Genomic DNA, 15,025 nt, shown 5'->3' with positions numbered 1-15,025 from the left:
TCGACTCCAAACGGGGGAATCCATTGCTAGAGAGAGTAATTCAACGTGCGTAAATCCAACAGGGCGGCCGCCGCTACCGTGGCGACACTCAGTGCACTGGCCGCGGCGATCGCGTTCGCCGCGCCGCAGGCGGGGGCAACAGTCACGAGCATCCGTGTCGAGCAGGGGCAGAGCTTCGGTAGCTCGGCAGACGCCCGCGGCACCGGCTGCTCCTACCCGATCACCGTGAACACCGAACCCGGCCGGGAGGTGATCGTGCTCGACCAGATCGGCGACGACCCGAAAAACGCGGACTACAAGCAATTCCAGCCGAATTCAGTGGTAGCGGATGCGTCCGGAACGGCACGCACCACGTGGACCCCCACCCAGAAGGGCCCGCACAAGATCGTGGTACTCGAGCTCCTGAACGACGACGACTTCGACGTCTACACCCTCCGCAACCCAATGAACGTCGGCACCGGCGTCAACCTCGGCCCCGCCTGCGCCGTACTCCCCTGAGTATCTGGCCGCGGACCGGCGTGTCATTCCTCGGCTCCACACCGAGCGACACCCGGTCCGCGGCTCCGATCGCCCGGCGTGGCGACGAAGACGGACGAGGTCGGGCTCGTCCCGAGGCATCTGATCGATCAACCGGGCCCATTCGATACTTTCGCTGGGCCCGGTTCATCGTGTCGTCTGCACACAGGGAGCTAGGCGCTAGATCACAGCACTTCGATCTACAGGTTTGAGACCGATGATCAGGCGGGCTTCCTCCGGAGTCGCAGGTTCGCGCCCCATTTCTCGGGCAATTCTCGACACCCGCTCCACCAGACCACCGTTTGTTGCCGGCGAGCGCTCCGCCCACGAATAGTACGGATTGTCCTCCAACCCAACACGAACATGCCCACCCAGGCTCAAGGCGGCGATATTTGCGGGCAGCTGATATCTACCGACCCCCGCGAGTGCCCAGGTTGTACTTTGCGGCAAACCTGCCAATATTGAGGCAATGTTTGCCGCCGAAAGGTTCGCAGTACCGCGAGAACCAAGCAGAATGTTTGCATAATACGGCGGCTTGAGAATCTCTTTCTCAACTAGATAGCTGCAGTAGTCCGCCATTCCCGTATCGAAGATCTCGAGTTCGGGAACCACATCATTATTGTGCATTTCCGCGATGAGGCCACGGATAATTTCCGGAGAGTTGACGGACGGGCCGGTAACGAAGTTCATTGATCCGAGCGTCAGAGATGCCATCTCGGGCCGAGCGGGTCCCTGGATGCGAATCGAAGCCGCACGCTTTTCCAGCTCGGACCAGTCACGGCCACTGGTCGTCACAACGATAATCATATCGGGGACGGCAGCAGCTACCGCATCACAAATTTCCCCGAAACGTTCCGGACGCCAGGTTGGTTCCTCGTCGTCATCGCGGGCATGGAGATGAACCATCGACGCACCAGCATCTCGGCACCGCTTGACGTCGGCTGCGATCTCCTCGGGTGTTATCGGTACGTTTGGCACCTTCACGCGCCGTGGAATCATGCCCGTGGGACACACGTTGATAATTACCTTGTCCGAAAGGCTGGACGTCATGAAACTACTCCTACGTTCACTGGAAATGAAACTTGATGAAGACCTGCGCCGATGCCGCGCAGTGCCCTCGAATGTTTACTGCACTCAACTTCTTCGCAACATCAACCCACCGAGAAAGCCCCCGATATACGAGTGGCGTCGTTGGTCGTGTAATTGACAACCGATGCTCTGTTACTGGGTGCCGCCCGGACATCGGTGCCGGCATATCCCTGCGGAGTGAAGAACATGCCCCAAGCAGCGGTCCATTCGGAAATCTCTCGAGTCTGCGGATCGATCACAGGTTCAGTTCTAGGGATAATGCGCCGTTGGACGATCCAGCGGTTGCCGAGCCCGCTCGCCGGTATCTGCGATGCGGCCATTCCGTCGCGAATAGCTCGCTCCCAAGCATGCTCGGAACATTCCCAGCCGGGAATGACGCCACCACCCCCGAAGTCTCGCAGTGGTTTGAGCAGCAACTCCTGCCGATTTTCAAGACAATAGTCGAGCAGATCGAACTCGTGATTGCCCTCCAAGAGACGCGTCCACGGCAGCAGACGGTCGATCAGGTTCCGATCGTCATCGGCAAGCTGATTCGCGTACCGTGGATCGGAAAGCATCGCCAGTGTGCCCTTATTAGAATAGAGCGAGCTGTTCATGGGGGTCCAGAGCAGCACGCGCCCCTCTTCATGGGCACGGAAGGCGAGCTCTGCATAGTTCGCAGCATCGCTCACCGCACAGACGTCGTCCACCGTAAAGAAACGGAACACCACATCAATCGGGCTGCCGTCGAGATGGAGAGCATCACCGCGCTCGGAGAGCCCGTCGAGTTCCCCGACACTAACCGTGAGACCGATCTCGCGCATCATTGCTACGAAAGAGAATAGAAGATAACGGAGCCCGGCCAGCCTGCCTCGGGCGCAAACCAGCCCGATCCGAGGCAGGCGGCCATTTGTCATGTCGGCGCTGGCCTGCCGTATAGCATCTGCCAGCAGTTGTCCGGTATCGACGTAGTCGAGACTGTGCTCGGCGGCGAACTCAGCGAATTGCGGATGGGTCAGCAAGGACCTTTGCATCTGCGCCCGATCCACTCCACCAAGGTCGCTGGCGACATTGAATTCCAGGAGTTTGAAGCCGGACCCGTCATGGTAGAGATCGGCGCGACCATACCGAGTGGGCTCAGCGGTGGCAAAGCGCTCGAGAATTGCCGCACGGTCGGCCGCGATCCCGAGATCAGCGCAGTAGCGATCGACGTCCCCGCCGTAGCAGCGCTCCGGCAGCGCGGTGAGCAAGGCGAAGAAACGTTGCAGATCATCGGCGATATCACGTATCTCGCCGGCGTCGACGAACAGCGGGCGCGAAAGCATTCTGCTGCCCCAGCATCGGTGGTAAGCCTCCGGGAACGCGGTCTCGGTCATGACAGTGACAAGTCGTTCATCCCGCAGGTACGCGTCAGTGACGAAGGCTGCGCGATGTTCGTCGCCTTGCCGGTTGATCACAGCTCGACCTGCGTCATGGCCGATTTCCACGGCTCGATGTCAGTGTGGATGTGATCGGGGCTGGCACCGGTGCGGGTAGCGACCAGCGATACCAGGCGTTGAAACGGAACGATCGCGACCAGTGGCCTGGCCAGGGCGGGCACCGCTGCCACCGGTAGATCGGCGCCTTCATCGTCGCCGCAGTGAAAGACCGGGGCTCCGATTGTGCGCAGCAGCGTCTCCAGGTCTCGGGTCCGTCCGCCATCCGGTCCCATCGGGCGCAGGAGAAATCCGGTAGTTGCGGACGTGTAGACCGCAGGAGTTCCATGCAATGCGAATTCGGTGTGCAGGCCCTCAGCCCAACGGTAGGTCCCTTCCTTGATCTTCAGGGCCGCCTCGGCGGCGGTGATCGCATCTGTGCCGGTCCCGGCGATGATGGCCGGGGTTGTCGCGGCAGCCAACGTTTCAACGGCCGCGCCAGAAATCGGCAGCTCGAGGGACTGCCGCAAGGCACCGGGAACTTGGGTAAGGGCTTCTACCAAGGGCTGTCCCCGGTGACCGACATAGCCGGCCGCCAGTCGGGCCAGGATGGTGAGCGCCGCGGTATAGGAGACAGTGTGGGTTCCGGACTGTTCCTGGGGGCACGTACGTACGACCACGTCGGCACCGGGCTCTGTCGGCCCCTGCCCGGTCACGGCGATGGTTGTTGCGCCGACATCGGCTGCGAGGCGGAGAACCCGATTGGGGTAGCGCTTGGTTCCGCGGTGGCTCACGACCACAATCTGATGATCGGGAGAAATTTTCCCTGTCAACGCCAGATCGTGAGCCTCGATCGCGGTGGCCGGTGCGGGGCCACGGCCGAGACAACGGACCCATGCCTCCGCGATGCGACAGGCGTGCATCGAGCTGCCGACACCGGTGAAGATCAACGGACGGTCCGGGTCGAGGACCGGCAGCTCAGCCTCGAGCAAAGCGTTGATGACATCCGGCTGTTCGGCGATGTGTTTGTCGAAGGCGGTCATCGGGGCAGCTCCTCGTTGAATGCGGTAATCAATTCGGTCAGGGTTGTTCCGTCGTAGCGGGCGCAGTTGGCATCGAAGACGCGCTGGAAAATCTCCAGATCGATAAGTTGTCCGGCCTTGTAGCCGATCTGGCGCAACTTTCCTTCGACCTGATAGCCAGATCGCGAGAGCATCCGCCGGGATGCCTCGTTGCTCGTCGAAACGAAAGCGACCACGGCGGACATCCCGGCAAGACTGGCGTAATCAGTAAGCCGGGCGCAGAGCCCGCCGCCGACACCGCGGCCTTTGCCATCAGGGTGGATATATATCGAGAGCTCCGCACTGGCCAGGTAGCCCATCCGCGACGAGAAGGGACTGAGCGTGCCGTATCCGACAAGTCGGCCTTTGGCGTTCTGCGCTCCCAGCGCCAAATAGCGGTAGTTGTGAGCGACCAGCCATGAGCGCAGCTCGTCGAGGGACTTCTCCTCATGGTCGAGAGTCGCATCGGTGTATCGCACAGCGTGGTTGTAGATCGCCTGGACCTCGACGAGATCGCCTTCGACGAGAGGACGGAACCGCGTCGCATGCTCGGTGTCTGTGGTCATGACGCGGTACTCGGCATCGGGCCGGAGGCATGGGGCCGCCGACGCCGATAGACGCCGGTGCCCTCGGAGGTATCCAGCACGCGCTGGACATCGTAGTAGCCGTCGAGGTGCTGCTGAAACTTGGCGTACTGCCGTTTGTTTTCGACGATCCGATCTTCGAAATATGCGTTGTCGGTCAGATTCCGCAACAACACATTGTGCGCAACGAGCACGCCGCCCTGGCGCACGGCGGGCGTGATTGCCTCCATGATCGGGTAGTAGATGGCTTTGTCGATGAGATCTGGAGAGAGCGTCGGTAGGGCATCGGTGGGCTTCGGACCTTCGGCATCCAGGACGCATAGGTCGACCGTTTCGAGCCCACGGCCCGCCTCGATCGCGTCGGCCACGGCGAATTCGACAACATCGGCGCAGCCCATGGCCTTGAAGTTGCGCTCGGCCAACGCCATATTGTCTGGATCAATGTCGATCAGCGTGGCAGTACCGCCTGCGGCGAGAATTCCCGGCATCGCCCAAACAGCCCAGTATCCATAGTAGGAACCAGCAAAGACCGCACGGGTGGGCGCAGCGATGTGACTCAGAGCGAACAGCAGTCGTTCCTCTTCGGGAAAGATATACGTACGCTGTCCGGCGTGGTCGAACGTACTTACCACTCGACTACGCCATTCGTCGAACCCGGCCTCGGGGTAGTCGGTGGAAGTGATCACACCGTCGTGCCGTAGTTGTGCGAGTACATGAGCGACCATGCTCCGCTCATCCATCGGAAACCGCGTGGACAAATTGAGCTGGTCAGCATTCAGTCCGATGTCGTCGGGCCGCAGGTCCCCTGACTGCAGCCACGAACAGTAGTCGGTTCGGCTGAGTTGACCAGCACAGAAGGCGCGGTACTGCGGAATGTCACGCAGCGCATGGTTTATCAGATCGAAAACCGGACCGGAGAACTCTATGTCGGGCAAATTGGCAATCACAATCAACGCTCCTCATCTTGTACGCATGGGTCACAGCACCATGCCGTGACTTTTCTGGATCGTGCGGGGATCGGTGGGCCGGATTCGCATCAGTTCCCGTAAGCTCCGCTGGACACGAAATTCATGCTGTGGGAGGGGTACTCATGACGGATCCGGCCGAGATTCCATTGTTCGTATACGGCAGCCTGACCTTTCCTGAAGTCCTACACGTGCTCCTGGCACGGACGCCGCGTATGGTCCCTGCCGTAGCCGGTGGCTGGCGCAACGCCACATTGCGGGAGCGTCCGTTTCCCGGGCTGGTCCCGGGCAATAGTCGAGTGGCCGGAATGTTGCTGCTCGATTTGTGTCCCGAGGAGCTCGACCTCATCGATCTGTTCGAAGGTCCGATGTACGCAAAGCAAGTACTGAGCCTGGACGAGAACCGACAGGGCTGGGCTTACGTGTGCGTGGACGAAAGCCTCGTCCACGCCACCGATTGGGATCGGCAAGCGTTCGCCGCCGCCCACCTGCCCACCTACCTGGAGAAGTGCGCTGGCTGGGCGGCGCGTCAAACGCCCATGGCAGGCCGGTGACGCTGTCGGGTCAGGCGACCTCGACATCGATCATCCCGATCAGCTCGTCGGCAACCCGACCAGCCGCATCCGGCTGGTCGGTGCCAACCATGACCATGCCGCGACGGTCGCCGTTACTCCGCTGTGGCCCGATCTCTGTACCAGAGTCGAGGTCGATGGCTGATGCCAAGACCGCTGGGTGAGCGGCGACAGCGTCCCAGCCGCGCACGCGAGCGACGGTGCCTGCCGGCGGGGTCAAGAAACGTACTGCTCCACCGCGCCGGGGCACGACCGGAAGCCGGCGTGTCCGTCCAAGAAGGTCATCCAACCAGTAGCCGTAGAGTTCCAGGCCAGGGTGGCACCATTCGAGGAGTGCGTGGATGCCATCCCCACCCTGCCTTGCGTGTACTTCGCCAAGAACCACCCCACGCGGCGTCAGCCAACACTCCACATGGAACGGACCCGTGCTGAGCCCGAGTACGGACAGTGCTCGCACGGTCTCTCGCTCGATGCCACTTCGCAAATGATCGGGTAGGACCGCCGGCATCGTGTGCCCCGCCTCGAGGAACGAACCCGGCGACAGGGTTTTGGCCGTGACAGCGAGAACGGTGGGTACACCGCCCGCGAACAACCCTTCCACGCTGTACTCGGCACCCTCCACGAACGTCTCGGCGAGCACCACGCCATCCTCACCACGTGCCGTTTCGAACGCTGCCGGCAGCGCGGCGGCGTCAGTAACCAAACTGACCCCTTCGCTGTTACAGCGGTCCCTGGGCTTGAGGATGATCGGCGCGTGGGCATGGCGATCGAAGAATTCTCGCGCCTGATCGACGTCGGAACACAACACGAGGTCCGGCTGGGCGAATCCTGACTTGCGCAGAAATTCTCGACACGCGTCCTTGCTCCGCACTCGTCGCACGACCTGAGGATCGTTGCCCCGCAGGCCTAGCGCCGATGCCACTTCAGCGACCGCCACCATTGCGTATTCCCGGAAGCCGACCACCGCGTCGATACGCCCGTTCCGGATATACGACTGAGCCCACGCCACGCACGCGCCGGGATCGGTGAAGTCGAGCGAATGGACCTCATCTGCCGCCGCGGCGAGCTCCGGATTGGCGTTGAGCGCTGCAGCGGTATCGGTCAGGAGAATCTTGCTTCCCCTGGCCCTGAACTGTCGTATCGACCGAACGGCGATGTCTCTACCGTCGGTAGCCCAGACCGGGGCGGTGCCGCCGAGGATCAGAACTGCCGGGTTCGTAGTCATGGTCATCTCCTCAAATCAGCCCATGCTTTTGGAAGGCCTCCATGGTCTCCGCGTCATCGAGGACGCCGAGCCGAGCGAAGTGCCGTACGGTTTGCTGCGCGGCACCACGCGCGGTCGCCTGGATCAGCTCCTCCGGCAGAATCTCGGCGAGGATCTGCTCGGTGGTGTCGCGGCTGAAGCCATAGCCGACCAGTTCGGCACGCATAGCGGGCACATCGGGTCGGAGAAACGCAAGGATCATCTCTGGAGCCAACAACCCCGCGATACGGCGAGTCGATCGATCAGACTGTGCCCACAGCTCCTTGAGAAAATGGGCGAAATACGTGTGGTGGCGCCCCTCGTCCGCCGCGTGGTCGCGAATGACCTCACTGACGGTCGGCACGACCTCTGGGTCGTCGGGAATCTCGCTCAATGTCCCGGAGATGAGCGTCTCCGAGACGATGACGAAGATTATTTCTGCTAGGGCGCTGAACGAAGAACCCATGCGCTGCTGGATCTCGGCAAGCCTCGTCATGAAATAGGGCACCTCCGGCAACATCGGCCGGACCCCGGTGCGGAGTTCCACCTGGTGCATCAGCTCGGCAGCCGACAGCGCGTGATAAGCCTCGTCGCAGTAAATCCGGTGGGCATCGAGGCGCATTTCGGCTGGAACGAGAATCCCGATGGTTCCCTGTGCGATACCGAGTGCAGTCCGATTGACCACGAACTGTTCCAGTTTCGCGGTGAAATCAAGATAACGATAGAGATGCTGGATTACCAGCTGGTCGAACAGATCCGGCGGCAAGTTCCGGACCCGGCCGTGCCGGGCGAGTGGCACCAAATCGGGAGAGAAGAAATGCTGACCCTCAGTTTCCGACGGCAGTTCCCGGCGCGGAGCCGACCGGACGGCGGCCCGCTCGTCCCAGCTGCGAAACGGGCTTCGGTACCGGTCATTGGAGAGCTCACCGGCGACCACCCCTTGCTGGCTGCGCTGAACTCCCGATTGGCGCGGACAGTAGGTAACCGCACCACATCCGGTGAACAATCCGACTATGCCACACATGTTTTTCCTGTCAGTAGCTCAGATATGAGAATGGATTTCGGCCTGCTTATCGCTATGCAGGCGGGAGTATCTGATCCCATAGAAGAAATACCAGAGCAACGCGATCGCGACCCACATCAAGAACACGTAGATGGTGACCGGCCGTAGGTTCTTGATAATCCAAATGCACCCGACCACCGAGAGCACCGGAGTGACCGGATAGCCCGGTACCTTGAAACTGCGTGGCAGATCGGGTTCGATTCGCCGCAGTACGATGACGCCGATCGAGACCACGACGAAGGCGACCAGCGTCCCGACACTCGTCAGTTCAGCGAGAAAATCGATCGGAATCAAGCCGGCGAGTAAAGCTACAACGGTACAGACGACGACGGTATTCCGCGCCGGTGTCCTAGTGCGTGGGTTCACCCGATGAAACAGCTCCGGGATAATTCCGTCACGTGACATAGCAAACAGAATCCTGGTCTGTCCGTATATGACGACCAGAGTGATGCTGAAGATAGACACGACCGCACCCATCGCCAGCACCGTGCCCGGCCAGGTAGATCCGGTGACCTTCTGCAGAATGGCAGCCATTCCGGCCTCTTGGCCGGTGAAGTCTCCCAGCGGCTGAGCACCGATCGCCACAGCGACGACAGAAACATAGACAGCGGTGACCGCTACTAGGGCTATCAGAATAGCCCGGGGCATGTTCCGACGCGGGTTCTTCACCTCTTCACCCGCTGTCGACACAGCATCGAGACCGATGTAGGAGAAGAAGATGATGCCAGCCGCGGACATGATGCCATTCATCCCGAACGGCGCAAATTCGCTGAAGTGACTGCTGTTCCAGCCCGTGATACCGACGACGATAAACAGGGCCAGAATGGCCAGCTTTACCGCGACCATCACCGCATTGACCGTAGCGGATTCACTCACCCCGCGAATCAACACTATTCCGCACAGGGCAATCAGGACGACAGCCGGAAGGTTGATGATCCCGCCCTGTTCGGGCGACCGGGACAGCAAGTCCGGCAGCTGCACACCGAAGAGGTTGTTCAACAGCACATTCAGATACTGCGACCAGCCGACAGCAACAGCGGCGGCAGAGACACCGTATTCCAGCAGCAGGCAGGCACCGACCGCCACCGCGGGCAATTCCCCCAGTGTGGCATAAGCGTACGAATATGAAGAGCCGGATACGGGCACAGCCCCGGCCAGTTCGGCATAACAGATCGCCGTCAGCCCCGCGACGACTCCTGCGACAACGAAGGATATTATTGTCGCCGGACCGGCTATCGGTACCGCCTGCGAGAGGACGAAGAAGATTCCGGTGCCGATGGTTGCGCCGATACCGAACAGCGACAGTTGGGTGAGACCGAGAGTCCGCGACAGTTCGCCGCCATCAGTGCCGGCGTCCGAGTCCATGCGCAGAACCGGCTTGCGCCGGAATATCTGAGTGGTCCATGTGGCCATGCCGGGCTCCTGGGTCGATGAGACGGAACTGATCGGTTCGTGAATTGCGTTGGTCCATCGACCGATTCGTATGGCAAGCAACGAGGGGATTACGGTGCGAGTGCGGCATCAGGCGTCGAGGTCGACAGGAGCGATGTCGTCGAAGACGTCGCCAGGCCCTGGATTGTCTGGGTGCGTACGCCCGCCGAAGTGGTTCATGACCCCCCATACAGCGTTGAGTGCGGTCTGAACCGCGCCCTCGGCCCAGCCGGCCGTCCAGGACACGTCGTCACCGGCCATGAAGAAACCCCGATACTCCGGTGCCAGTCGGTCCTGTATGAAGTGGGTGTACAGACGGCGCTGATAGCGGTAATGACCCGGCAGGTTGGCCTTGAACGCGCCCATGAAGTCGCGTTCGGTCTCCCACGACAACGTCATCGGCGACGCAATGATGTGACTGCGGATATCGACATCCGGGTAGATCTCGTCCAACGACTTCAACATGAGCTCCATGCGTTCGTTGGCGTTCAGTGGCAGCAGCTTGAGCGAATCGTCAGCCCAGGTGTAGGACAAGCAGATCAGGCCCGGCTTGTCGTCGCCGAAGTCGAGCAGATAGGTGCCCCGGGTCATCCGGTCGCTGAGGGTCATGCTCATGACCTCGCGGCCGGTGTCGGGATCGATGTCCTTCCAGAACGGCCGGTCGACAGCAACGAAGACCTTCGTGGATCCCATGTAGTGAGTGCGCTCGATCGCGGTCCAATGATCGATCGGCAGCAGGTTCTCGTCGGCGCGAATGGTATTCAGCAGCATCCAGCTCTGACCGGTGAATACCGCTGCAGGAAACGTTTCGATGCGACCGGATTCGTCGACAACGGTGATGTTGCCCGGGTGCGTGCGCCGCAGCTCGACGATCCTCGGTCGCGGCCTGCCGCCCTCGTGCAGCGACTGCACCGAGGTACCGGTCGGCCAGTGTGCTGCGTGGTCCACCGGGACGGTCCAGAGCCTCAGCGGAAGCTGTTGCGAGCCACCGACGATGCCGCGGTGGTGGTCGTCGGCGGCGGTGTAGACAACTCGCAGGATCTCCAGAATCGAATTGGGGAAATCGGTGTCCCAGCCGCCGGTCCCGAACCCGACCTGCCCGAACATCTCCCGCAGCTCGAATCTCGAAAATGCTTCGGACTGGCACAGAAAGCCATAAAAGGTGACGTCGTCGTAACGGCGGACCAGCTCGTTCCAGATGTCTTTGATGGCCGCCGCATCGCGCCTGCGAATGGCATCGCCGAGCGGCTGCGCTTCCGCGTACTTGTCGAGCGTCCACCGCCATGCTTCGGTGACCTCGGCGTAAATCTCGGGGAGATCGTCGAGCGTGCGGGCGAACTCGGTGCTGGACTTGAGATCGATCACCGTGCTCGGCGTGGCCTCGGCGAGCGGGTTCGGGAACGAGGTGGTGGCCAGACCCATCTCGTCCAGGTAGTGGAATAGCGTCGTCGACGATGGCGGGAATCGCATCGCGCCCATCTCGGCGGCGATACCCGGATGGCCGTCCAATGCCATGGACCGCATCCGGCCGCCGATCTGGTCGGCTTCGTAGAGCACCGGACGCAAGCCCATCCGCACCAGCTCGCGAGCGACGAGAGCGCCTGACAGACCGCCACCGACAATGGCGACGCGCTGGCCGTGGGCATGCGCCGGGACCGAGCCGATGCCCTTGGGATCGCGCACATAATCGTCGTAGGCGAACGGAAAATCCGGACCGAACATTGTCAGCGGCGGTTCACCAGAGCTGTCGTGACTGCCTTCGGGCCCGATCGGGATGGTCATACCGGTTTACTGCTCCTTTTCCGAATACAGATTTACTGGTCTTCCTACTCGACAGACGCTTCAAGACGATCTCCGAGCCGAACTGCCGCCGTCCCTGCCAGCACAATGCAGACAACGCCCGCCAGTTGAATAATTGACATTGTCTGGTTCAGGATTATGAAACCGATCAAACATGCCAGCGCAGGCTCGAAGCTCATCAGCATGGAAAATGCGCCTGTCGTCATACCCCGGAGCGCAACCATCTCCAATATGTACGGAAGCAACGGCAGCAGTATCGCCGATACGAGCACGGTGCCGATGATCTCGATATCGAGGCTGTCGAGTGCATCCGGCGCACCGAAGAACCCGGTTACCACACAGGCAACCACCATAGCGATAGCCAAACCGGAGAAACCTTCGAAGGAATCCCCGACCCGTTGACTCAGCACTACATAGCCACCCAGACAGGCGCCCGCAGCGACCCCCAGCAACACACCGACCGCATCGAATCCGTCATGCCAGGGTTGCGACACGAGGACGACGCCGAGTACGGCAAGGACCGGCCACATCAGATCGCGGCGAGTCCGCAAGCCTATGACAGCCACTACGAAGGGACCGAGGTATTCGAGGCAGCTTGCCGTACCCAGCGGAATCCTGGATATGGCGCCGAAGTAGCTGATTGTCATGAATGCTGACATCACCCCGAGGCCACACACATACAGTGCTGCCTTGAGTGACATCCCACGGAGCCGTGGCCGCACCGCAACCATGAGAACAACTGCGGCGACAAGCAATCTCAGCCAGGCCGCACCGCTGGTTCCGGTCAACGGAAACATGCTGGTGGACACCGCTGCACCGGTTTGCACCGAAAGCATCGCCACGATGCCCATCGCGGCGGAGGCCTGTACGCCCCGCAGCTGGAATCGTTTTATCGGCAGATCAATCATTCACTCGAATCCTGGTATTCGAAAATAGCATCCGAGGTCCGTCATTCAATATCCCTCACTTGTTGTCGGTTCGATCGATGAGTTCGATATCTGTGAATTTTCCGAGACGCGCACTCGTCTTACCATCAGAAACCTGGCGCACAATACTTATGAACTGCCAGAAGACGGTCCGCGATCGAGGCGCAGTCTCCTCGATAGCCCGAGCATAAACAGGATCGCGCAACCGCGCCTGGTGCGCTCTAGGCAAATTCCAATACGGAATCATGGGTGAGAGATGATGATCCAGATGAAATCCCTCGTTGTGCATACCCAGGAAATGATACGAGATCGGTCCGAGCACACGGTGCCGAGTAGTCTGCACTTCGATATTGTTATTTCCGACGAGGGGGAAATGCTCCAGTATCTCGATGTACCAGTTGACCAACGGAAATACGATCAACAGCGGAACAATCCAATACAGCAGGAATTCGGTTCCGTAGCCGATTCCCCAGCAGAACAAGCCTATCGCCACCATGTAGCACACGACACCGAGACCACGTCGAACCTCGTCCCTGGTTCCAGAGAGCCGGGAAACGACCAACTCCCGCAGGATCGCCGGAGTCTGTCGTCCCAGCAGCGGCATCACCAGATAGCGCCACGCGAATCTCGCACCCGACTGCGGCCTGTACAACCCGGCGGTGATATGTGCCCGGAGGTCCGGGTCTGTACGCACGTCGCCGAAACTTCCGTGGTGATCACGAACATGGCTGCGCCGATAAGCTTCGAAGGATTGGAGTATCACATACGCGGAAAGCCATGTTCCGAGGAATTTGTTGAGGCGCTTGTTCTTGGCCAGCGTCCCGTGCGCAGCCTCATGCAGCAATGTCGCGAACGCACGCTGCCTAGTGCCGATGACCGGCATGGCAACGCATAGATAAGCGAGCCACCACATCCACCCCGTCAGCTGCGCGCACACGACGACGGCAGCCGCGATGATCAACCAGTCACCGAGCAATGCCAGGGGGCCATGCCAATTGTCGAGCTTTCGTAACGCTTTTACTTCGTTCTCGATCTCTCGATCGAACTTGTAGCGAGGTACCCGACCCGGAATCGTCGAGGCACTATCGCCGCGTTTTTCCTCAACCAACATAGGATTTCTCAAACCTTACTGCGGCTTTCCTGCCGTCGACAACTCCGCTGCGGTCCGCATGTTCACTGTTGTGGCCCTGATCGAGTTCGCAATATCCGTAATCCGGATGGCCACCCACCGACGACTGCTTCGCACGCCGATATGCGCACACATTCTCCCCCGAGGTTTTCCATGACTGCGCGCTACGGAATCGCAGCCGCACGAGGCCAGTTTGCGGCAAACCGCTGTGCACCGTAAGTGTGACCGACCTATTGGCAACCTGCCAGTACTTCCCTCGATGCATGACCGCCTGCCGCAGCCCCCGCCATCCCGCCTTTACATACGTCTGGTCAGAACGCTGTCACCCGGGCCCAGCGGCCGAGGCGGGGCCATCCGCGCAGGCCGGCCCCGCCTCGGCCGCTACCGACGATGGCGTGCACACGCACCATAAATCGCGTTGAACAATTGCAGAACGACACGCGAATAGGCCGCACCGGCAGGTTCGGCCACTCGCCACCGGCCCTAGCCGGACTCGCCGAAGATGTCGATGCAGCAAAATGGCGTCTCCTGTGCTAATGACAACTACCTACGGCAGAGCACAGCCGGTTTGACATGAACATCGGGATTCGAGTAGACAATGTGGACGCGTCGCCAGATGCAGCCGGCAACGTACGGGCAATGCTATTCAACTCAGCAATGTGATAGCTGCCACATGCCACGTTGCAGCCAATGAACCAATGCCGCAGTTAAAAGATCGTAAACAGGACTCAAAGGTGGGGGAAGATGACTGCGGTCTACGCAGGCGGCCTTACGGACATCAGTATATTATTACTGCTTTCGGAGCGTCCGGATCACGGCTATTCGCTTGTTCATCGTCTGATGGATTTAGGTATCTTCTACAACGACGATCCAGGAACCGTTTACCGACGTCTGCGCATCTTCGAGCGACGTGGCCTCATCCAACATCGAGTTCACCACTCGCAGAGAGGTCCGGTCCGCAAAGTATACGAGATCGGGCCTGCGGGACAACAGGCGATCAGGGAATGGGTTCCCGAGCTGAATACAACCCTCAACACTATTCATCGATGTCTCGACCTACATTCTCGGATCAGAGCTTCAGCTGTAATGCCATGGAGCGAGCCGATAAAATCTGGCGCGACCGTATGAACGCAACGTCACCCATCTCTGCCGGTACTCGCCCGCTCCGCATCGCCATCGTGGGTGCAGGACCGGCCGGGATTTATGCCGCCGACGCGCTGATGAAGTCCGATGCCGAGGTCAGCATCGACCT

At 60.5% G+C, this 15,025-nt stretch carries 15 protein-coding genes; 4 read left to right on the top strand and 11 right to left on the bottom strand.

What is annotated here, in order from left to right:
* Positions 1–45: 45 nt before the first annotated feature.
* Positions 46–498 carry a hypothetical protein gene (locus ACIBK2_RS34780; RefSeq protein WP_396973660.1) on the top strand — a complete coding sequence of 151 codons (453 nt, stop codon included), beginning with the start codon at positions 46–48 and terminating at the stop codon, positions 496–498.
* Between the two features lie 198 nt (positions 499–696).
* Here the strand turns inward: ACIBK2_RS34780 and ACIBK2_RS34775 are convergent, their stop codons facing one another.
* The 5 genes from ACIBK2_RS34775 to ACIBK2_RS34755 all read right to left on the bottom strand — a co-directional run bounded on the left by ACIBK2_RS34775 (position 697) and on the right by ACIBK2_RS34755 (position 5,591).
* Complete coding sequence (locus tag ACIBK2_RS34775) at positions 697–1,566, bottom strand: 3-keto-5-aminohexanoate cleavage protein (RefSeq protein WP_396973658.1); 870 nt, start codon at positions 1,564–1,566, stop codon at positions 697–699.
* A 101-nt stretch (positions 1,567–1,667) separates the two neighbouring features.
* Complete coding sequence (locus ACIBK2_RS34770) at positions 1,668–3,071, bottom strand: hypothetical protein (protein ID WP_396973656.1); 1,404 nt, start codon at positions 3,069–3,071, stop codon at positions 1,668–1,670.
* A complete protein-coding gene (locus tag ACIBK2_RS34765) occupies positions 3,038–4,042 on the bottom strand; it encodes an SIS domain-containing protein (RefSeq protein ID WP_396973654.1) in 1,005 nt (334 codons plus the stop codon). Before ACIBK2_RS34765 ends, ACIBK2_RS34770 begins: the two co-directional genes overlap by 34 nt.
* The gene (locus tag ACIBK2_RS34760; RefSeq protein WP_396973652.1) at positions 4,039–4,626 is read right to left on the bottom strand and encodes a GNAT family N-acetyltransferase; all 588 of its coding nucleotides are present in this window, start codon (positions 4,624–4,626) and stop codon (positions 4,039–4,041) included. The genes ACIBK2_RS34765 and ACIBK2_RS34760 overlap by 4 nt, the downstream gene beginning before the upstream one ends.
* Positions 4,623–5,591, bottom strand: a complete 969-nt coding sequence (locus ACIBK2_RS34755; RefSeq protein WP_396973650.1) for an O-methyltransferase — start codon at positions 5,589–5,591, stop codon at positions 4,623–4,625. Before ACIBK2_RS34755 ends, ACIBK2_RS34760 begins: the two co-directional genes overlap by 4 nt.
* 143 nt (positions 5,592–5,734) lie before the next feature.
* Here ACIBK2_RS34755 and ACIBK2_RS34750 point away from each other — a divergent pair, with 143 nt between their 5' ends.
* Positions 5,735–6,163, top strand: coding sequence for a gamma-glutamylcyclotransferase family protein (locus tag ACIBK2_RS34750; protein WP_396973648.1), 429 nt, complete (start codon positions 5,735–5,737; stop codon positions 6,161–6,163).
* A gap of 10 nt (positions 6,164–6,173) precedes the next feature.
* Here the strand turns inward: ACIBK2_RS34750 and ACIBK2_RS34745 are convergent, their stop codons facing one another.
* The 6 genes from ACIBK2_RS34745 to ACIBK2_RS34720 all read right to left on the bottom strand — a co-directional run bounded on the left by ACIBK2_RS34745 (position 6,174) and on the right by ACIBK2_RS34720 (position 13,755).
* On the bottom strand, positions 6,174–7,406 hold the full coding sequence (locus ACIBK2_RS34745) for an ATP-grasp domain-containing protein (protein WP_396973646.1): 1,233 nt from the start codon (positions 7,404–7,406) through the stop codon (positions 6,174–6,176).
* A gap of 10 nt (positions 7,407–7,416) precedes the next feature.
* Positions 7,417–8,361, bottom strand: coding sequence for a diiron oxygenase (locus ACIBK2_RS34740; RefSeq protein WP_396973644.1), 945 nt, complete (start codon positions 8,359–8,361; stop codon positions 7,417–7,419).
* A gap of 105 nt (positions 8,362–8,466) precedes the next feature.
* The gene (locus ACIBK2_RS34735) at positions 8,467–9,900 is read right to left on the bottom strand and encodes an amino acid permease (protein ID WP_396973642.1); all 1,434 of its coding nucleotides are present in this window, start codon (positions 9,898–9,900) and stop codon (positions 8,467–8,469) included.
* 108 nt (positions 9,901–10,008) lie between these two features.
* Positions 10,009–11,700 (bottom strand): flavin monoamine oxidase family protein, encoded by a 1,692-nt coding sequence (locus ACIBK2_RS34730; protein ID WP_396973640.1) that lies wholly within the window; start codon positions 11,698–11,700, stop codon positions 10,009–10,011.
* A gap of 44 nt (positions 11,701–11,744) precedes the next feature.
* On the bottom strand, positions 11,745–12,626 hold the full coding sequence (locus tag ACIBK2_RS34725) for an EamA family transporter (RefSeq protein WP_396973638.1): 882 nt from the start codon (positions 12,624–12,626) through the stop codon (positions 11,745–11,747).
* A 55-nt stretch (positions 12,627–12,681) separates the two neighbouring features.
* Entirely contained in the window at positions 12,682–13,755 is a 1,074-nt protein-coding gene (locus tag ACIBK2_RS34720; RefSeq protein WP_396973636.1) for a fatty acid desaturase, read from the bottom strand.
* A 762-nt stretch (positions 13,756–14,517) separates the two neighbouring features.
* On the opposite strand from ACIBK2_RS34720, the gene ACIBK2_RS34715 reads away from it, so the two are divergent.
* Positions 14,518–14,901 (top strand): PadR family transcriptional regulator, encoded by a 384-nt coding sequence (locus tag ACIBK2_RS34715; RefSeq protein WP_396973634.1) that lies wholly within the window; start codon positions 14,518–14,520, stop codon positions 14,899–14,901.
* A partial coding sequence (locus ACIBK2_RS34710; RefSeq protein WP_396974151.1) for a hypothetical protein occupies positions 14,820–15,025 on the top strand: 206 nt, incomplete at its 3' end. The genes ACIBK2_RS34715 and ACIBK2_RS34710, both read left to right, overlap by 82 nt.

The organism is Nocardia sp. NPDC050175, from assembly GCF_044459885.1.
In the GTDB taxonomy this organism is placed as follows: Bacteria; Actinomycetota; Actinomycetes; order Mycobacteriales; family Mycobacteriaceae; genus Nocardia.
The sequence above is the reverse complement of the archived record's forward strand: the minus strand, read 5'-3'. Positions and strand labels throughout refer to the sequence as shown.

Bases quoted from the DNA above. Each gene is read 5' to 3' on its own strand.
- ACIBK2_RS34775 (WP_396973658.1), bottom strand. From the start codon at position 1,566: ATGACGTCCAGCCTTTCGGACAAGGTAATTATCAACGTGTGTCCCACG.
- ACIBK2_RS34765 (WP_396973654.1), bottom strand. From the start codon at position 4,042: ATGACCGCCTTCGACAAACACATCGCCGAACAGCCGGATGTCATCAAC.
- ACIBK2_RS34760 (WP_396973652.1), bottom strand. From the start codon at position 4,626: ATGACCACAGACACCGAGCATGCGACGCGGTTCCGTCCTCTCGTCGAA.
- ACIBK2_RS34750 (WP_396973648.1), top strand. From the start codon at position 5,735: ATGACGGATCCGGCCGAGATTCCATTGTTCGTATACGGCAGCCTGACC.
- ACIBK2_RS34745 (WP_396973646.1), bottom strand. From the start codon at position 7,406: ATGACTACGAACCCGGCAGTTCTGATCCTCGGCGGCACCGCCCCGGTC.
- ACIBK2_RS34735 (WP_396973642.1), bottom strand. From the start codon at position 9,900: ATGGCCACATGGACCACTCAGATATTCCGGCGCAAGCCGGTTCTGCGC.
- ACIBK2_RS34730 (WP_396973640.1), bottom strand. From the start codon at position 11,700: ATGACCATCCCGATCGGGCCCGAAGGCAGTCACGACAGCTCTGGTGAA.
- ACIBK2_RS34725 (WP_396973638.1), bottom strand. From the start codon at position 12,626: ATGATTGATCTGCCGATAAAACGATTCCAGCTGCGGGGCGTACAGGCC.
- ACIBK2_RS34720 (WP_396973636.1), bottom strand. From the start codon at position 13,755: ATGTTGGTTGAGGAAAAACGCGGCGATAGTGCCTCGACGATTCCGGGT.
- ACIBK2_RS34715 (WP_396973634.1), top strand. From the start codon at position 14,518: ATGACTGCGGTCTACGCAGGCGGCCTTACGGACATCAGTATATTATTA.